Origin of the sequence: Novosphingobium profundi, from assembly GCF_018491765.1 — a bacterium.
GTDB lineage: Bacteria > Pseudomonadota > Alphaproteobacteria > Sphingomonadales > Sphingomonadaceae > Novosphingobium > Novosphingobium profundi.
The window spans coordinates 1-18,542 of record NZ_JABWCU010000010.1 but is presented as its reverse complement, the minus strand read 5'-3'; the positions used below and the strand labels follow the sequence as shown (position 1 = coordinate 18,542).

Below are 18,542 nucleotides of genomic sequence, written 5' to 3'. Positions count from 1 at the left end.
GGCCGCCCCTCACGTCGCTTCGTTGGCGGCGTCCGACGCCAGGCGATAACCGATTCCCGGCTCGTTGAGGATGCGCCGGGGCCGCGCGGGATCGTCCTCGATCTTGCGGCGCAGGGCCCGGATCGCCACGCGCAGGTAATCAAGGTCCTCGCCGTGCGCGGGGCCCCACACGCTTTCGAGGAGCGCACGGTGGGTGAGGATCCGCCCGCCCCCCTCGACCAGCCGTTCGAGCAGGGCGAATTCGCGCGGGGTAAGCGCGACCTGCACGCCCGCCACTTCGACGCGGTGCGCTTCGCGGTCGATCGCGATGTCGGCGAAGTGAAGGCGCGCACCCGCGCTGCGCCCGTAGCGGCGCAGCAGCACGCGCAAGCGGGCAAGCAGCTCGTCGCCGTCGAAAGGCTTGGTCACGTAGTCCTCGGCGCCGAGGTCGAGCGCGGCGACCTTCTCCTGCGCGTCGAGCTGCGCGGAGAGCACCAGCACCGCGACGCCCGCCGCGGTGACGCGCGGGATCAACTCCATCCCGTCCAGGTCGGGCAGGCGCAAGTCGAGGATCGCCGCGCCGATCGCCTCCGCGCCCCCGCCCGCCAGCGCGGCGAGCGCCTCACGGCCATTTGCCGCCTCGATCGCCTCGAAACCCCCGCGCGCGAGAACCGCGACCAGCAGCCGCCGGATCGCCGCTTCGTCGTCGACCACCAGCACTTTCCGGCTCATGCGCCATCGCCCCTCATCGCCATCGCGGGCAAACGGAGCAGGAACACCGCCCCCTCGCCCGCGCCCGAACTCTCGAGCGAAAGCCGGGCGCCCATCGCTTCGGCCAGATCGCGCGCGATGGCAAGCCCGAGACCCGAGCCGCCACGCGCCGCGCGCGCATCGTGCCCGCCCGAGACGAAGGGCTCGAACACGCTTGCGGCCAGTGCCCCGGGAATGCCCGGACCATCGTCGGCCACGCGCACCGCCACGCCGCCCCCGGTCGCGCGCGCCGAAACGGTGAGCCGCGCCGCGGCGTGGCGCAGGCCGTTGTCGAGGACATTGCCCAGCAGATGCAGCAACATGACCGGCTCGGCGCGCACCAGCGGCAAGTCCGCCGCCAGCTCCATCGCCAGCGCCACCTTGCGCCGCGCCGGCGGGAACTGGCGCTCGAGTTCGCCGAAGATATCGACAAGGTCGACCGGCTCGCAAGCCAGCGCAAGACCCGCATCGAGCCGGGCCGAGGCCAGCAGGTCTTCGCCGAGGCGGCGCAGGCGCTCAACCTCCTCGCCCAGCTCGGCCGCCTGCGCGCCCTCCATCCGCGCGAGCCCTTCCTTGAGCACGGTCAGCGGGGTGCGGAAATCGTGGCCGAGCGCGGAGAGCAGCGCCCGGCGCGTGCGCTCGCGCGCTTCGGCCTCCTCGCCGCGCTGGCGCTGGGCCAGCATGTCGAGATGGTCGCGCGCCTGGCCCCAGGCGCGTGCCAGCCGGGCGAGGAAGGCGCCCTCGGCGATGTCCTGCGGCCCCGCAACCGGCAGCGCGAGAACGTCGCGCGCGGCGCGCCCGAAGGCGAAGAAGCGGAAATCGGCGGCGGGCATGATCGCGCTGGCGTGCCCGGTCACCGCCTCGTGCTCGAGTGCCCAGACCGCCGCCGAGGCATCGAGCGGGGCGAGCCCGGTGGTGCCCGCCTGCAAGTCCTCGGCGCGAAAGAGGCGCGGCGGGCCGAAATGGCCCGCGAGGAAGGCGAGCGCGCGCGCGTCGAGATCCTCGCGGCTCGCGGCGAGGGCCATCTCGGCGAGAAAGGCGCTTTCGAGATCGCTCTGCGCCGCCTGCGCGGCGGCCTCGCGCTCGCGCAGGCGCAGGCCCGAGGTGGTGACCCCGGTCACCAGCGCGACCACCACGAAGACGAGGAAGGTCACGAGGTAGATCGCCCCGTCGATGTGGAAGGTGAAGCGCGGGGGCAGCAGGAAGAAGTTGAACACCGCCGACGCGAGGATCGCGACGATCGCACCGTAGAGCGCATCTCCGCGCGATGCCGCGAAGAGCACCGGGAGCGTGAGCAGCAGCGCGGTTCCGGTCAGGCTGAGCCCGGCCACCTCGAAGGCGCCCAGCGCGATGATCGCGCCCAGCATCGCCAGCGTGGCCAGCCCGTCGCGCCAGGGATGTTCAAGCGCGCTGCGCATCACAGCTCGACCTGCGCGCCCATCTCGACCACCCGGTTGGCCGGGATTGCCATGAAGGCGAAAGGGTCGGCCGCGTTGCGGTGGAGGAAGGCGTAGATCGGCATCATCCAGCCCGGCAGGCGCGAGCGGCGCGCGCGGCGCAGGCTGTTGCGCCCGAGGTAGAAGCTGGTGCCCCCGCCGCGCTGCATCTCCTCCCAGTTGCGCCCCAGGTCGCTGGGCAGGTCGATGCGGTCCATGTAGCCGTAGGCCATGGTCGCGCGGGAGAGGTGCTCGTCGATGCGGGTCACGGTGAAGCGGTCGGTCTCGGCAATGGTGGGTACTTCGGCAATGACCACGCTCAGTACCAGATTGCGCGCGTGAAGCACGCGGCCATGTTTGAGGCTGTGGAGGAGCGCGGAGGGGGCATCGCGGTTGTCCTTGCTGAGGAACACCGCCGTGCCCTCGACGATGGGCGGCGCGCGCAGCGCCCAGGAGGCGGCAAGGCCGTCGAGCGGCACGGCGCGGTGCGCGGCGGCGCGCGCGGCGGCGCGCTGGCCCTTCATCCAGCAGGCGATGAGCAGGCCAACGAAGCCCGCCACCAGCAGCGGCACCCAGCCGCCCTCGGCCACGCGCAGCACGTTCGCGCCGAAGAAGACGAGATCGATCGCCAGCAGCGGCGCGATCACCAGCACGCTCGCGCGCCAGCCCCAGCCCCACGATCGGCGCAGCACGAAGGCGGCGAGGAGCGAGGTGATCACCATCGTGCCGGTCACCGCGATGCCATAGGCCGCGGCCAGCGCCGAACTCGAGCGGAAGGCTAGGACGAGCACGATCACGCCCACCAGCAGCATCCAGTTGATCGCGGGCATGTAGATCTGCCCGCGCTCCGCGTGCGAGGTCTGGAAGATGCGCATGCGCGGCAGCAGGCCGAGCGCGATCGCCTGGCTGGTGATCGAATAGGCGCCGGTGATGACCGCCTGGCTGGCGATGATCGTGGCCAGCGTCGCGAGCACCACCAGCGGCGCGCGCCAGGCCTCGGGGGGCATCGTGAAGAACCAGTCGGCGTTGGCGAAGGCCCGGCCCGAGGCGTGCGCGGCGGCCAGTGCCTTCAAGGCCATCGCGCCTTGGCCGAGGTAATTGAGGCTGAGCGCGGGCCAGACCAGCGCCAGCCAGCCGACCTGGATCGCGCCGCGCCCGAAGTGGCCCATGTCCGCCACCAGCGCCTCGGCCCCGGTCACCGTCAGGAACACCGCGCCCAGCACGAACAGCCCGACGGTGCCGTGCGCAAGCAGGAAGCGCACGCCCCACAGCGGGTTGAAGGCGCCCAGGATCGCGGGCTCATCGAGGATGTGGAGCACACCCATCCCGGCCAGCACCACGAACCAGACCACGCAAACCGGCCCGAACAGGCCCGCCACGCGCGCAGTGCCGTGCGACTGGAAGGCGAAAAGCGCGACGAGGATGGCAAGCGTCAGGCCCAGCACGACGCCCGGCGTGATCAGCGGGGCGACCGGCCCCACGCTGCCAAGGCCCTCGACCGCCGAGAGCACCGAGAGCGCCGGGGTGATGATCGCATCGCCGTAGAACAGCGCCGCCCCCGCCGCGCCCAGCACGAGGATCGCGGCGAGCGGCCTGGCCCCGCCATGGTTGGCAAGCGCCATGAGCGAGAGCACGCCGCCCTCGCCGTGGTTGTCGGCCCGGCTGAGGAAGAGGACGTACTTGAGCGTCACGACCAGGATCAGCGCCCAAAGCGCGAGGCTGAGCACGCCCAGGATCTCGCCGCGTCCGACGAACGCGGGGTCCATCTGCGCCAAGGCCTCGCGAAAGGCGTAAAGCGGGCTGGTGCCGATGTCGCCGTAGACGACGCCGATGGCGCCCAGCGTCAGGATGGCAAGGCGCGAGCGGTGGGAGGGCTGCGCGGTGCCAGGCTCTGCGCCCGAGGCGCAAGGAAAGGTGGTCTCCATGCCGCCTCCCTGCGCTCACGCCCCGTGAAAAAGCGCGGGGCAATCGCGGGGAGGGCCATGAAAAATCCATGAAATCCGGGTGCGCTTGGCGCACTTTGAGATTGCCTTGCCGCCTTGACGCCGACATCCTCGCAGCCGGAAAGAAGGCGCCGCGCGATGCCAAGAGCGCGATCGCCCGGCATGGGACAGGAGGACAGGTGGCGCAAAGCCCCTTCACCTTGCGGCAACTCGAAGTCTTCGCGGCCTTGTGCGAGGCGCAGACCATGCGCGCCTGCGCCGAGCGGCTCGGGATCAGCCAGGCCTGCGTCAGCCGCCAGATCAGCGACCTGGAGGCGCGCCTTGGCACCGCGCTCTTCGTGCGCCGCGCCGGGCGGCGGCCGAGCCTGACCGCGCCCGGCGAGGCCTTTCGCGGCGACCTCGCCGCACTGGACCGCGCCGGGCGCAAGCTTGCAAGCCACCGCATCGCCGAGCGCGCGCGCACCGAAAAGCGCACCTTCCGGGTGCGCATCGGGCTCGGCCTGTTCGACAGCTACGTGAAGCCCAAGCTCGGCCCCTTTCTCGCGGCCCATCCCGATACCGAATGCACGATCGCCTGTACCCACCCGGTCGAGGAACTGCATAGCGCACAGGCGCGCGAGGCCAGCGATCTGGCGCTCTTCCACTTGCGCGAGGACTGGCCCGCGCCGCCCCATTGCCGCGCCATCGGCCTGGTGCGCGCCGCGATCTATGGCCTGCCCGCACTCGCAAAAGGAGCGCCCCTGCCGCTCACCCGCGAGGCGGCCAGCCGCCTGCCCTTCATCCTGCCCCAGCAAGGTTCGGCGCAGGAACGGCTGCTGCTGACCAGCCTTGCCGAGCAGGACCTGGTGGCGCACGAAGTGGTCTGCCGGACCGACTACAGCGACGTCCTCGTCGCGATCGCCGAACGCGGCATCGGCGCGGCCTGCCTGCTCGAATCGGTCCTGCCGCCCTCGGCGCGCGGCGCGCTGGTCGCGCTCTACCCGCTCACGCCGTGGAAGCTGGTGCTTTACCGCAATCCCAGCCTCCACGGCCCGGCCGCCGACGCGCTGGAAGACTTCCTGGTGCGCGCGATCCTCGAGGACGACCGCTATCCCGCTCTTCCCCTCGCCCACCAGCCAGCTACCCTCCCGGCCTAGCTGTCGTTGCCGAAATGGTCGGCCAGCATCTCTCCGGTAAAGCCGTAGGACGCGGCCTCGGGGTCATTGGGGAGCATGCGCGCGTTCCATTTCGCCCAGTCGCGGCGCAAGTCCTCGTAGATTTCGGGATGGCGCTCCTTGAGGTTGGCGCGCTCGAGCGGGTCGGCGACGACGTCGAACAGGAAGGTGTTGCCCGCGATCGAGAGGTATTTCCAGCGCCCCTTGCGCGCGGCCATCTGGTCGTGGTTGCGAAAGCGCCAGAACAGGGCGCGCTCGGGCAGTGCGGCGCCCGCGATCGCGCCGCGCAAGTCGACCCCGTCGGTGGGGCTGGCGGGGTCGGGCGCCCCGCCCGCGGCAGCCAGGAAAGTGGGCAACCAGTCCATCGACATGATCTGCGCATCGCTCGTCGTGCCCGGCCGCGCCACCCCCGGCCAGCGCACGATCGCGGGCACGCGCAGCCCCCCCTCGAGTAGCTCCGTCTTCTTGCCGGTAAAGGGCCAGGTGTCGGAAAAGCGCTCGCCGCCATTGTCGCTGGTGAAGACGACGATGGTGTCCTTGTCGAGCCCGAGCTGGGCAAGACGGGCAAGCACCCGGCCGATCTGCCTGTCCATCTCGGTGACCATCGCGGCATAAGTATCCATGCTGCCGCCGTCGTAATGCGCGATCGCAAAGCCCGCCTTGGCGTCGAGCCGGGCCGATTCCGCCTCGTCCTCGGGCCCTTCCCAGGGCCAGTGCGGGGCTGTGAGGTGGAGGCTGATCAGCCAGGGCTCCTTCGCCTGGCTGCGCGCCTCGAGCGCCGCGATCGTGCGCTCGGCCAGAAGCTGCGTGAGATAGCCCGCCTGCTCGATCGGCGTTTCGCCATCCCACAAGTCGGGGTGGCCGGCGATCTTGTGGGTGAAATAGTCGACCCCGCCCTGGCGGATGCCCCAGAATTCGTCGTAGCCGCTCTTGAGCGGGCCGTACTTGGGCAGCGAGCCCATGTGCCACTTGCCGACAAGGCTGGTGTGGTAGCCCTGCGCGCGCAGCAGCGAGGGGAGCGTGGGCTGCTGCGGCGGCAGGCCCACGTCGCGCAGGCCCAGCGGCTCTTCCAGCCCGATCGGCAGGCGGTACTGGTAGCGCCCGGTGATGAGTGCCACGCGCGAGGCGGTGCAGACCGCCGAATTGGCGTAGGCCTGCGTAAACCGCACCCCCTCGCGCGCGAGGCGGTCGAGCACCGGGGTCCGGTACTCGCGCCGTCCGTAGCAGGAGAGGTCGGCGAAGCCCATGTCGTCGGCCATGATGAAGAGGATGTTGGGGCGGCGCCCGGCGCGCGGTGCGGCGGCGCCGAGCCCGCGTCCGGCGTGGACCAGCGCCGCGCCCGCAAGGAGACCGGCTACGAGGGTGCGCCGGCTGGTCATGCCGCGCAAGGGAGTGGAATTCATCGGGGGCTCCTGGGGTCGGGGTGGATAAGCGCGGCGGGAGGGTCCCAGGCCGGAGAGGAGACCAGGCCCCTCCCCGCCCCGCCCTCATGGCCGCTAGAAGTTGCGCTTGACGGTCAGCGCCCATTCGCGCGGGCGTGCGGGCGTTCCCGAAATGAGGCCCGCGCCCGCGCCGGTGAGGTCGAATTTCTGGCTGAAGTAGTACCTGTCGAACAGGTTGGTCACCGCCAGCGAGAGCTGCCAGTTGGTATCCGGCGTGCGGTAGGTGAGGCGCGCGTTGGTGAGCGTGTAGCTCGGGATCTGGCCGTAGAGCGCGGAGGGTGAGCCCTCGGCCGGCACCAGCGCGCCCCCGGCCATCCTGCCCTGGTACGAAACGTCGAGGCGCGGGGTGAGGCTGCCGAAGCCCGCGATCTCGACGCGATACTGCGCACCTAGCGACCATTGCCAGCGGGTCACCCCGCGCGGCGGGGCGACCAGCCGGTCGACGATCGCACGATCGCGGCTGCAGGCGTTCGCCTCGCCCGCCGCCAGCGCGCGCACGACCTGGATGTTGACGCAGTCCCAGGACCAGTCGAGGTACGAGCCCGAGGCATTGATATCGAGCCCGTCGATCGGCTCGGCGCTGAGCTCGGCCTCGAGCCCCAGGATCGTCGCATCGCCCGCGTTCTGCACCATTGCGCAAGGCCCCGGCCCGCCGAACTGGGGGCAGGAAAGCAGGCCGAGCTGCGCGCCGGTGAACTTGTTGAGATAGCCCGAGACATTGAGCCGCAGGCGGCGGTGGAACAAGTCGGTCTTGATGCCCAGCTCGTAGGCGGTCAGCTCTTCCGGACCGAAAGGCTGGACTTGCTCGGCGTTGAACGGGCGCGGGCTGATGCCGCCGCCCTTGAAGCCGGTCGAGGTCGTCGCGTAGACCAGCACTTCGTCCGAAAGCCGGTAGTCCAGGCTGGCGCGGTAATCGAAGCGCGTGCCCTTGTACCCGCCGCGAAGCCCGTTGAGCGCCACCACGGTCTCGGTGGTGTTGCCGTTAGCGTTGGCATCGAGGGTGTCGGGCCCCTGGTAGCCGATGCCGTAGACCGCGCCGATCGGATCGACGAAGGCATTGGGGGTGACCCCGTCGTAGTTCAGCCGCTCGTACGTGGTCGACTTCGCCTCGTCGGTGTAGCGCCCGCCCAGCGTGAGGGTCAGGTCGCTGGTCGGGCGCACGAAAACGGTGCTGAACAGCGCGAAGGACTGCACCTTGACCGGGCCGCCGCCAAGGAACTGCAAGGGGTAGATCGGCGAACCCGCGGCCGCGACGTAGCGGATGTCGGTCCGGGTCGACTGGTCGGTATTTTCGTGCGCGAAGTAGCTGCCCAGCGTCGCCTCGACCATTTCTCCCAGCTCGGCGTTGAGGCGCATCTCGTGGCTGAAGAACCGGCTCCTGAGATCGACCACGGGCGCATCGAGGCGCGCGGGCGAGAGGTCGGTGTCGTTCGAGAAGTCGGAATCGAAGCCGCGATAGGCGGTGATCGTGGTCAGGTTCGCCCAGTCGGCCAGCTCGAACCGGCCGTGGAGCGAGACGCCCCAGCCCTCGAAGAAGGCCCGGTTGGGGTGGGTGGAGGTTTCCAGCGGATAGCCCTCGAGCCCCGGGATGACCCCGGCGACGAAATTCCCGCCCGCCGACTGGAACGCCGAATAGTTGCAATAGCGCCCGCAGATGAAGCGGCTGTCGAAGGGGATGCCGTTCACGCTCGCCACGTTGGGGTTGGCGTTGTCGGCGTAAAGCAGGACCTCGCCCGCGTTGAAGGTGGAATCGTGCGTGTAGTCCGCCACCAGCTCGATGTCGGCGCCCGGCCGATCGAGCCGCAGCGCCACCCGGCCCGCGTAATAGTTGGTGTTGCCGTAGTCGGCGCTCTTGCAGCTCGTCCGCGAGGTCTGCGCCGGTATCCCGCTTTCGGGATGGAGGCAGCCGTAGTCGTAGCCGGTGACGTAGCCGTCCTGGCGCCCGTAGGCGCCCGAGACCCGGCCCGAAAGGTCGCCCGCGATGGGGAACTGCAGCGCGCCGCGCAGATTCACGCGGTCGCGGCTGCCGTATGTCGCCTCGCCATAGCCGCCCCAGGTGCCATCGGGCTTCTTCGAGATGTAGCGGATCGCCCCGCCTTCCGAATTGCGCCCGGTCAGCGTGCCCTGTGGCCCACGCAGCACTTCCACCCGCTCGACGTCGACCAGCTCGAAGTTCGCGCCGGTCAGGCGGGGGAAGTAGACGTCGTCGATGTAGAGCCCGACGCCCGGCTCGAGCAGCGGGTTGAAGTCGATCTGCCCCATGCCCCGGATCGAGGCGCTGATCGAGGGTCCGAACGAGGCCGACTGCTGGCGCAGCGAGACGCTCGGCGCCTGGTTGGCGATGTCGGCAAGGTTCTGCTGGCTGCGCTCCTCGAGCATCTGCGAGGTCATCGCGGTGATCGCGATCGGCGTGTCCTGCAGGTTCTGCTCGCGAAACTGCGCGGTGACGATGATCGTCTGGATGTCGCTCTCGTCCAGATCGTCCTGCGCCCCGCCGTCCTGTGCGAATGCCGCAGGCGCGATGGTCGCCAGCGCGACCCCCAGCGCGGTGGTGCCCAGCCACCGGCCCGGGCGCGTCGGTCCACCAGGCGCAGCCGCAATGCTCCTGTTCATTGGTACTCTCCCATTTTTGCTATTGTCGTTCTTTGCCGCCCAGCCTGAAGCGCGCCGGTCTTGCCCGCAACGGCTCTACGCGTTACCCCGGTGGCAACGTGACGTTTATGGGTTTTGGGAGAGACCTTAATGACGCCGCTACCGTTCACCTTGCGGCAACTCGAACTGTTCGGCCTGCTGGCACAGGTTCTCAACGTGCGCGAATGCGCCCGGAGACTGGGCATCTCGCACGCCTCGGTCAGCAGCCAGATCGCGCTTCTCGAAGAGCAGCTGGGTTTTGACCTGCTGGTGCGCCGCAAGGGCCGCCCGCTGGCGCTGACCTCGAAAGGCGCCGCGTTCAAGGCCGACCTCGCCGCCTTCCACGCCGCGCTCGACCAGCTGGGCGCGCACCGGGTCGACCCCGAAGCGCGCGCGCATCCCACGCGCCTTCGCGTCCTGATCGGACTTGCCCTCTTCGAGCACTACGTGCGCCCCCGGCTCGACCACCTGCTCGGCCGTCACCCCGGGCTCGATATCGAGTTTCTCACCCGCATTCCCGGCAATCCGCGGGACAATGTCCCCGAGCAGGCCGACGTCGATTTTTCGCTCTATCACTGCGGCGCGCGCATCGCCTTGCCGCCCGGCGCGCGCGAGCTGGCGCGGGTGCGCTGCGCGGTCTACGGGACGCATGAGCGCGCCGCGCCTGGGGGCGGACCGCTTTCCGCCGCAGCCATCAGCGAGATGCCCTTCATCCTGCCCGGCACCAGCGCGGTCCAGGCGCATGGGCACATCGCCGGGCTTGCCGAACTCGGCATCACCCCGCACAACATCGTGGGCCATTCGGACCACTTCGACGTCATGGTCAGCCTCGTCGAGCACGGCATGGGCGTTGCCTGCCTCAGCGAGGCGATGATCGCGCCCGAGGTGCGCTCCCGGCTCTGCGCGCTCTTTGCGCTGGAAGACTACAAGCTGGTCTGGCAACGCCGCGCCGGATTGCACGGAGAGCTGGTGCAACAGATCGAGGACTTCATCCTCGCCTGCGTGCTCGACAATCCCGACTACCCGGCGATGAAGAGCTCCGCCGGACCCGACTGACACCGCCTTCCCCGCCCCCTCCGGCCCCTCTGGCCCCTCGGGCGCCGCGCGCGTGCTCAACGCTCTCGATTAGCGCGTCCAGCCAAGCTGCGCCGGAAGCCTCTTGCCATTAGCTATTTAGCGTATTAGCTAAATAACGATGAACACGGTCTTCGACGCCCTTTCCCACCCGATTCGCCGCGAGGTGCTCGAACACCTCAAGCGCGGCGGCATGACCGCGGGCGAGCTCGCCGACCATTTTCCGGTTTCCAAGCCGACCATGTCGGGCCACTTCGCCAAGTTGAAGGCGGCGGGCCTAATCCTGGGCGAGAATCGCGGCGGGACGATCGTCTACACGCTCAACCTCTCCGTGCTCGAGGAAGCCGTGATGGGGTTCATGAACCGGGTGCGCGTGGGACGCGATGCCGCCGATCCGGGCAACGTCCATCGCGGAGAAGCCAGATGAAAGTGAAAGGTCTGTGGATCGCAAGTCTCGTGCTGGCCGCGCTCATGGCGCTCATCGGTGCGCTGGCTCTCGCGCGCCTGCCCGAAGGCGCCCGGCTGGTCACCCACTGGGCGGCCGATGGCACCCCCAACGGCACCATGCCCGCGCACCGTGCGCTTTTCGTCGCGCCCGCGCTGGTGGCGCTGCTGGGCACGCTCTTCGCGGCGCTGCCTCGGATCGAGCCGCTGCAGGAGCGCATGGCGCAGTCCGCGCCGGTGCTGCGGGTGGCCTGGGTTGCGCTGCTCCTGTTGCTCGCACTGACCTTCGCCAAAGTCGCCGGTCCCGTCTTCGGGATCGACTTGCCCGTCTCGCTGATTTCGGTCGGTGTCGGCGCGCTGCTGGTGGCGCTGGGCAACGTGCTGCCCAAGTCGCGCCCGGGCTTCTTCGTCGGCATCCGTACCCCCTGGACCCTGACCGACAGCGAGAACTGGATCGCGACCCACCGGCTGGGCGCGCGCACCTTCATCGTGGCCGGCCTCGTCGTGATCGCGGGCGCGCTCCTGCCGATCCCGGCCGCGCTCCACGCGCGGCTGGTCATCTCCGCCACGCTGCTCGCCGCGCTGGTACCGGCGGTCTATTCCTGGTGGTTCTGGCACCGTCGCAAGGCGCAAGGCTGAACCCGAGGCGGCGGGACGCATGGGCCGGGGACGCTCTCCAGCCGCCCGGCCCGGTGATCCCGCCCATCGCCATCTTACGCAAAACGCGAAGCGCGCGACCGGTCCGTCGCCTCCCGGCGTCGCACCGGGTACCTTTAGGCTTGCCAATCCCCCCGAACCAATATTAGAATGCTAATTCTATAAAAGAGACGTTCGGGAGATTGCACGATGGTTGACAGGCGTACCCTGCTGGCAGGCGCCACGAAGGCAGCGGCGGCGGGGATGGTGGCCTCGGCTGGCGGCGCCAAGGCGCTCGCGGCAAACCACGCGCCCGCCTCCAAGGCGTTTCCCGAGGGCTTCGTCTGGGGCGCGGCGACCGCAGGCCACCAGGTCGAGGGCAACAACGTCAACGCCGATATCTGGGCAATGGAGCACGCCAGCCCCACCGTCTATGCCGAGCCTTCGGGCGATGCGGCCAACAGCTTCGCGCTCTGGCCCCGCGACCTCGACCTGGTGCGCGACATGGGCCTCAACGCCTATCGCTTCAGCCTTGAATGGGCCCGGATCGAGCCGGCCGAAGGGCTGTTCTCGGCCGCCATGCTCGACCATTACAAGGCGATGATCGAGGGCTGCCGCGCGCGCGGGCTCGAGCCCATCGTCTCGTTCAACCACTTCGCCACGCCCGCCTGGTTCGCCGCGAAAGGCGGCTGGTCCAACCCCGACGCGCCCGCGCTCTTCGCACGCTATTGCGACAAGGCCGCGCGCCACCTCGCCGAGGCGATCGGCCGGGCGACCACGCTGAACGAGGCGAACCTCTCGGGCCGTCTCGACATCGTGCTTCCCGGCGACATCGGGCCGCGCCTGCTGGGCGCCGATAAGGCGATGCAGGAGGCCGCCGCGCGCGAACACGGCGTCGCCCGCTTCCTGCCCGGCAATCCGCTCTACGTCGCCGATCCCGAGGTGGTGCAGGCCCATCTGATCGCCGGGCACAAGGCGGGCAAGGCCGCGATCAAGGCCGTGCGCGCCGACTTGCCGGTGGGCGCGACGCTGGCCGTGATCGACGACCAGGCCGCCGGGTCCGGCAGCCTGCGCGACGCCATGCGCGCCAAGCTCTACCGCCCCTGGCTCGAAGCCGCGCGCGAGGACGACTTCGTGGGCGTGCAGAACTACGAGCGCGCGGTGTGGACCGACAAGGGCCGCCTGCCCGCCCCGCAGGGCGCCGAGACCAACGATGCCGGATCGGAAATCTATCCGCTCTCGCTGGCGGGCGCGGTGCGCCACGCCCACGCCGTCGCGGGCGTGCCCGTGCTGGTGACCGAGCACGGTCTCAACAGCGCGGACGACACCAAGCGCGCGAGGTTGATCCCCGCCGCGCTCGCGGGCCTCAAGCTGGCGATGGAAGATGGCGTGCCCGTGCTCGGCTACATCCACTGGTCGCTGATCGACAACTACGAATGGGTCTTCGGCTACGGACCCAAGTTCGGCCTCCATTCGCTCGACCGGACCACCTTCGAACGCACCCCCAAGCCCAGCGCGCGGGTGCTGGGCGCGATCGCGCGGCGCAACGCGCTCTAGTTTCGCACTTCACGTTTCAATCCGGGCGGGCCCACGAATTGGCACGCCTGTCCGCAAGGGAGATCACATGTCCAAGATACGTCGCGGCGTAAGCCTTTACAGTTTCCAGGAGGAAATGTTCCTCGGCCAGATGTCGGTCGAGGATTGCGTGGCCTTCGGCGCCTCGATCGGCGCCCCCGGCGTGGAGATCCTGCCCGAGCAGAACATGCCCACCTTCCCCAACATCACCGATGCGCAAGTGGGCGAATGGCAGGACATGCTCGCCCGCCACGGCGCGCACTTCACCTGCTACGACATGTTCCTCGACACCAAGCTGCGCAAGGGCGAGCTGATGAGCGACGAGGAGCAGGTCGCCAGCATCCAGCGCGACCTCGCGTTGTGCAATCGGCTGGGCATCCAAAACATGCGCGTGCTCATCTTCGTGCGCCCCGACATCCTCGAAAAATGCGTGCCCTTCGCCGAGAAGATGGACGTCCACATGGGCGTCGAGGTCCACGCCCCCTGGCATCTCGAGCACGCCTGGATCCTGCGCACCATCGAGGTGGCCGATCGTCTGGGCACCAGGCACCTGGGCGTGCTGCCCGACATGGGCATCTTCATGAAGCACTACCCACCCGAATTCCGCGCTCGCTTCGAACGCCAGGGCGCGCGCCCTGAAGTGGCGCAGTTCATCGTCGACCAGCACGAGCAGAAGATCATGTGCGAATACACGATCTACGAAGTCGCGGTGAAGATGGGCGGCAACAAGGCCGAGATCGCAATGGCCGAGACACTGCGCCACGCGCCTTACGCCAATCCGAAGCGGCTCAAGGACTTCGCGCCCTATTTCCGCCACATCCAGGCCAAGTTCTATGGCATGACCCAGGACTGTGAGGACCCCACCATCGCCTACGACGAGGTCATCCCCGAGCTCGTCAAGTGCGGCTGGGAAGGCACGCTCTCGAGCGAATACGAGGGCAACCGCTGGATCCAGGACGTGATGGAGGTCGACAGCCGCGAGCAGGTCCGCCGCCAGCACGAGATGTTCAAGACCCTGATCGCCAAGGCCGAAGCCGGGCTGGAGACCGTTTGATGTTCGACAAGTACCTGATCGATGCCGCCTCGCTGCGCAACACCGGCCCGGCCGACGCCCCCACCGGCTTCGCCTTCGAGGCCAAGCTCGGCTACTATCGCGGCCTCGGCCTCTCGATGATCGAAAAGCTCGACATCGCCATCGACGGCGAGGCCCTTGCGCGCGAGGCGGTGCGCTTCGACGAGACCTGCGGCGCAGGGGAACTGCCCCCCCTGACGCTTGACGAGATGGAGACCGCCTACGATCGGCGCTGGCCCTTCGGCGCGCCCGCGACGATCCTCGTCGACTATCCGGGCGGCTTCCCCAAGGGCGAACACGCGCTCTCGCTGCGCGAGCAGCTTCGCGTCTCCTACCTGCCCTTCCCCTCGATCAACAGCGACGAGAAGACGGTGCGCCTCGACTGACACGGAACCACCGGCGGAAAGCTCGCGCCTTCCGCCGGTTTGCCGCAAGCTCGATCGCCGCCGGGATTTGCGCGCGCCGGCTCTGCGAAACGGCGGCGGACTAGGCCGCCCGTTCGGGAAAAAGGCTTGCCGGCATCCACGCCGCGCACACCAGGCAGAGCGCGAGCAGGCCCTCGATCACGCCGGTCGCGGCCCAGACATTGCCGACCTCTCCACGCGGCGCGCCGGCGAAGAAGGCCGTGCCCACCAGCGCGATACCCAGCGCCATGCCCAGTTCCTGCACGGTCTTGACCAGCCCGCTGGCCGCGCCGGCATGGGCCGTGTCCACCCGTGCGAGAATGATCGGAGTGAGCGGACCGTTGGTGGTACCCATCCCTGTCCCGGCAAGGGCCAGCACGGGCAGCGCCAGCAGCCAGCCCGTGCCGCTTGCGATCCACCCCAGCGTGCCCGCCGCGAACAGCGCCAGGACGGCGATGCCCAGCACGAGCACACCCTTGCCGCGCGCGACCACCAGCTTGCGCCCGAGAAACGCGATGCCCAGCATCACGCCCGCGCTGAAGGGGATGTGCAGCAGGCCCGTCTCCAGCGCGGAATAGCCCAGCAGGCTCTGCGCGCCGAAGGCGAAGACGAAAAGGAAACCTCCGGTCGCCGCCCCGAACAGCAGCGCGATGGCAAGGCCCAGCGTGAACTGGCCTTGCGCGAAGAGTTCGGGTGCGAACAGCGTGGCCGCACCCGCCGCGGCGCGCGCGCGGGTGCGCCGCCAGACCGCCACGAAGAGCAGCGGCGAGGCCGCGAGCAGCGCGAAATGCCAGGCCTGCCAGCCCAGGTCCGCACCGCGCACCAGCGGCACCAGCAAGGCCGCGACGGCCGCCGAGAACAGCACCGTCGCCACGAGGTCGAGGCCGCGCACGTGCTGCGAGCGCGCGTCGGGCAGCAGTCGCCAGCCGACCACGATCGCGAAGAGACCCACCGGGGCGTTGATCAGGAACACGCTGCGCCAGCCCAGCCCCGCCACGTCGGCGTGGATCAGCAGGCCGCCCAGGATCGGGCCGCAGATTGCGGAGAGCCCGCCGATCACGCCCACCCAGGCCAGTTTCGCCACGCGCTCGAGCGGCGCGAACAGGACCTGCACCAGCGCCATGACCTGGGGCGCCATCATCGCGCCTGTCGCGCCCTGCACCACGCGCGCGGCGATGAGCTGCGCGGGAGTGCCGGATAGCCCGCAAAGGAGCGAAGCCAGCGTGAAGCCCGCCACGCCGCCAAGGAACAGGCGCTTGTAGCCGAACCGGTCGCCCAGCCGTCCGCCCAGCATCAGGAACAGCGCGAAGGCCAGCGAATAGCCCGCCGCCACCCACTGCGCCTGGACCGCCGCCGCCCCGAAATCGCGCCGGATCACCGGCAGCGCGGTGTTGACGATGGTGACGTCGACGATCTCGAGCACGAGCGCGATGATCAGGGTCAGGTAGGCGAGCAGCTTGGCCCGCTCGGTCAGCGGGGCCGGTGTGATGGAATCCCCCGGAAGCGCCGGGGACGCAGCTTGTGTCAGAGCTTGTGCTCCTTGAGCAACGAGACGGCATGGTCGCAGGCGCGCGCCGTCAGGGCCATGTAGGTGAGCGAGGGGTTCTGGCAGGCCGACGAACTCATCTGCGCGCCATCGGTGACGAAGAGGTTGGGCACGTCGTGGGCGCGGCTCCACTTGTCGAGCACCGAGGTCGCCGGATCGTGGCCCATGCGCGCCCCGCCCATCTCGTGGATCGAAGTGCCGCCATGGCCGGGCTGGTCGAAGCCCATGACCACGTGCCCGCCACCTGCGGTGAGCATCGCCGCCGCCTCGCGTTTGGCATCGGCGAGCGCGGCGTGCTCTTCCTTGCCGAAGGCGAATTCGACGGCCAGCTGGCGAACCCCGCGCGGATCGGTCTGGTTCGAAAGGGTCAGGCGGTTGGTGGCGCGCGGCATGCAGTCGGCAAAGACCGTCAGCACCATCGTCCAGGGCCCGATCCGGTGCAGCTCGTCCTTGAACGCCGCGCCGATGCCCGCCATGCGCTTGCCGCGCGTCCAGGTGCCCTGCAAGGCCCCGCCCTGGAACGAATAGCCGCGCGTGAAGCCCTCCCCGTCGAGCGTGTCGAGGTTGCGGAAGCGCGGCACGACGATCCCGGTCGGGCGGTTGCCCGAGGTGGTGCGATCCTCGAAGCCGGGAACCACGGCGAGGCCCGCCAGGGTGTTGGCATGGTCCATGATGTGGGTGCCGAGCACGCCGCTCGAATTGGCGAGCCCGTTCGGCATCGCCTCGCTCGCCGAATTGAGCAGCACGTGGACCGAGTTGAACGCGCCCGCGTTGAGGAAGACCACGCGCGAGGCGGCCCGCGCATGTTCGCCGGTCCTGGTGTCGATCCAGTGGACCGCGGTGACGCGCTTGCTCTGCGGATCGTATTCGAGCCGCGAGACCTGCGCGTCGGTGACGACCTTGAGGCGCCCGGTCTTCATCGCGGCGGGCAAGGTGGTCGACTGGGTCGAGAAATAGGCGCCGTACGAACAGCCGCGCGCGCAGATGTTGCGATACTGGCAATGCGCGCGGCCCTGCTCGTCGCGCGCCTCGGTCAGGTTCGCGGTGCGCCCGATGGTGACCACGCGCCCGGGATAGCTCGCCAGGATGCGCTCGCGCATCGCCTGCTCGACGGCGTTGAGTTCCATCGGCGGCAGGAACCGCCCGTCGGGAAGCTGGGGCAGCCCCTCCTTCGCTCCCGAAACGCCGACGATCTCCTCAGCCAGGTCGTACCACGGGGCAAGGTCGGCGTAGCGGATCGGCCAGTCGGTGCCGAACCCGTCGCGCTTGTTCGCGCCGAAGTCGTAGTCCGACCAGCGGTAGCACTGGCGCCCCCAGGTCAGCGATCGCCCGCCCAGCTGGTACGAGCGGAACCAGTCGAACTCGCTGCCCGGCGCCTTCTGGTAGGGCTGCTCGGCATCGTTGACGAAATGGTTCTGGGTGAACTCGTTGAAATGCCGGTTGAGCATCTGCACCGGGTAGTCGCGCCGGTACTCGGCCGCATCGCCCTGCCCCCGGAACGGCATTTCCCAGGGGGCCTTGAGCTCGGTCTCGTAATCGACCTGGTGCTCGATCTTGCGGCCCCGCTCGATCATCAGCACGGTGAGACCGGCCTCGGTCAATTGCTTGGCGGCGAGGCCGCCGGTGATGCCCGATCCCACGACGATCGCGTCGAACATGTTGCTTTGATCTGTCATTATCCGAAGTCCACTGCGGTCCAGTCGCTGGAAAAGGCCCGATCGCCCGGCGCGATCGGCACGTTGCCGTTCCAGTGGCCGGGATCGAGTTCGTAGCGTAGCTCCACCGAACCGCCCGCCTCGCTGGTGTAGTATCCGGTGAGGATCAGCCCCTTGATCGCCGTCCAGGGCGAGAAGGGCGCGCCCTTGGCGAAAGCGGCGGCGTCGATCCGGGTGAGGATGCGCGTCTGCTCGTCGGCCGCGCGGCGCAGGAAATCGCCTCCTGCCGCGCGGTCGAGCGCCTGTTCGAGCCAGTCGGCGTGGCGCAGCGAACCGTCGGCACGAAGGTGCGGCGCGAGCGCGGGCGTAACCGCGGCGCTCGCCAGCGGCGTTCGCGTACCGGCCAGCCCGTGCGCCAACGCCAGCAGCACGAAGTCGCCGGTGTGCGTGGCTGCGCCGCCGGGCGTATCGGTCCTGGGAATGACGCGCTCGCACACCACGTCCATCAGGCGACGCTGGCGCTCGCCGGAAAGGTCGGCGGCATCGAGGTCGGTGAGCGCGACGCCCGCCGCCGGAAGGCCGAGCGCGAGCGCAAGCAGCGCCGCGCCGCCGGCGAAATCGCGCCGGGTCAGTGCGGGGCCGCTCATGCCCCGATCCCCATGAGGCGGGCGTTCAGCGCGCGGTCCGAGCCGCTCCCGGCAAAGTCGTCGAAGGCCTTGTCGGTGACGCGGATGATGTGGTTCGCGATGAAGGGTGCCCCTTGCGCCGCGCCCTGTTCGGGGTGCTTGAGCGCGCATTCCC

The 18,542-nt window shown here is 69.5% G+C and carries 15 protein-coding genes; 7 read left to right on the top strand and 8 right to left on the bottom strand.

Going from position 1 to position 18,542, the window contains the following annotated elements; genetic code table 11:
- Nucleotides 1–9: 9 nt before the first annotated feature.
- Genes HT136_RS12530 through HT136_RS12520 form a run of 3 tightly spaced genes read right to left on the bottom strand, consistent with a single transcriptional unit; the run spans nt 10 to nt 4,090 of the window.
- A complete protein-coding gene (locus HT136_RS12530; protein WP_214200117.1) occupies nt 10–711 on the bottom strand; it encodes a response regulator in 702 nt (233 codons plus the stop codon).
- Nucleotides 708–2,147, bottom strand: coding sequence for a sensor histidine kinase (locus HT136_RS12525; RefSeq protein ID WP_214200116.1), 1,440 nt, complete (start codon nt 2,145–2,147; stop codon nt 708–710). Before HT136_RS12525 ends, HT136_RS12530 begins: the two co-directional genes overlap by 4 nt.
- Entirely contained in the window at nt 2,147–4,090 is a 1,944-nt protein-coding gene (locus HT136_RS12520) for a potassium transporter Kup (protein WP_214200115.1), read from the bottom strand. The genes HT136_RS12525 and HT136_RS12520 overlap by 1 nt, the downstream gene beginning before the upstream one ends.
- Before the next feature lie 101 nt (nt 4,091–4,191).
- Between HT136_RS12520 and HT136_RS12515 the strand changes: the two genes are divergently transcribed.
- The gene (locus tag HT136_RS12515; protein ID WP_246543660.1) at nt 4,192–5,244 is read left to right on the top strand and encodes a LysR family transcriptional regulator; all 1,053 of its coding nucleotides are present in this window, start codon (nt 4,192–4,194) and stop codon (nt 5,242–5,244) included.
- Here HT136_RS12515 and HT136_RS12510 read toward each other — a convergent pair.
- Nucleotides 5,241–6,665 (bottom strand): sulfatase family protein, encoded by a 1,425-nt coding sequence (locus HT136_RS12510; RefSeq protein WP_214200113.1) that lies wholly within the window; start codon nt 6,663–6,665, stop codon nt 5,241–5,243. The two genes, HT136_RS12515 and HT136_RS12510, sit on opposite strands and share 4 nt — an antisense overlap.
- A gap of 93 nt (nt 6,666–6,758) precedes the next feature.
- Nucleotides 6,759–9,317 carry a TonB-dependent receptor gene (locus tag HT136_RS12505; RefSeq protein ID WP_214200112.1) on the bottom strand — a complete coding sequence of 853 codons (2,559 nt, stop codon included), beginning with the start codon at nt 9,315–9,317 and terminating at the stop codon, nt 6,759–6,761.
- A gap of 129 nt (nt 9,318–9,446) precedes the next feature.
- On the opposite strand from HT136_RS12505, the gene HT136_RS12500 reads away from it, so the two are divergent.
- The 6 genes from HT136_RS12500 to HT136_RS12475 all read left to right on the top strand — a co-directional run bounded on the left by HT136_RS12500 (nt 9,447) and on the right by HT136_RS12475 (nt 14,522).
- Complete coding sequence (locus tag HT136_RS12500) at nt 9,447–10,391, top strand: LysR family transcriptional regulator (RefSeq protein WP_214200111.1); 945 nt, start codon at nt 9,447–9,449, stop codon at nt 10,389–10,391.
- Between the two features lie 139 nt (nt 10,392–10,530).
- Nucleotides 10,531–10,836 carry a metalloregulator ArsR/SmtB family transcription factor gene (locus HT136_RS12495; protein ID WP_214200110.1) on the top strand — a complete coding sequence of 102 codons (306 nt, stop codon included), beginning with the start codon at nt 10,531–10,533 and terminating at the stop codon, nt 10,834–10,836.
- The gene (locus HT136_RS12490; protein ID WP_214200109.1) at nt 10,833–11,492 is read left to right on the top strand and encodes an SdpI family protein; all 660 of its coding nucleotides are present in this window, start codon (nt 10,833–10,835) and stop codon (nt 11,490–11,492) included. Before HT136_RS12495 ends, HT136_RS12490 begins: the two co-directional genes overlap by 4 nt.
- Before the next feature lie 207 nt (nt 11,493–11,699).
- A complete protein-coding gene (locus tag HT136_RS12485) occupies nt 11,700–13,046 on the top strand; it encodes a family 1 glycosylhydrolase (protein ID WP_214200108.1) in 1,347 nt (448 codons plus the stop codon).
- Between the two features lie 67 nt (nt 13,047–13,113).
- Complete coding sequence (locus tag HT136_RS12480; protein ID WP_214200107.1) at nt 13,114–14,118, top strand: sugar phosphate isomerase/epimerase family protein; 1,005 nt, start codon at nt 13,114–13,116, stop codon at nt 14,116–14,118.
- Complete coding sequence (locus HT136_RS12475; protein ID WP_214200106.1) at nt 14,118–14,522, top strand: C-glycoside deglycosidase beta subunit domain-containing protein; 405 nt, start codon at nt 14,118–14,120, stop codon at nt 14,520–14,522. The genes HT136_RS12480 and HT136_RS12475 overlap by 1 nt, the downstream gene beginning before the upstream one ends.
- Before the next feature lie 100 nt (nt 14,523–14,622).
- Here HT136_RS12475 and HT136_RS12470 read toward each other — a convergent pair whose 3' ends face one another.
- The 3 genes from HT136_RS12470 to HT136_RS12460 all read right to left on the bottom strand — a co-directional run bounded on the left by HT136_RS12470 (nt 14,623) and on the right by HT136_RS12460 (nt 18,388).
- On the bottom strand, nt 14,623–15,975 hold the full coding sequence (locus HT136_RS12470; RefSeq protein ID WP_214200292.1) for an MFS transporter: 1,353 nt from the start codon (nt 15,973–15,975) through the stop codon (nt 14,623–14,625).
- 89 nt (nt 15,976–16,064) lie between these two features.
- Complete coding sequence (locus HT136_RS12465; protein WP_214200105.1) at nt 16,065–17,762, bottom strand: GMC oxidoreductase; 1,698 nt, start codon at nt 17,760–17,762, stop codon at nt 16,065–16,067.
- Nucleotides 17,762–18,388, bottom strand: a complete 627-nt coding sequence (locus HT136_RS12460; protein WP_214200104.1) for a gluconate 2-dehydrogenase subunit 3 family protein — start codon at nt 18,386–18,388, stop codon at nt 17,762–17,764. The genes HT136_RS12465 and HT136_RS12460 overlap by 1 nt, the downstream gene beginning before the upstream one ends.
- Between the last annotated feature and the right edge of the window lie 154 nt (nt 18,389–18,542).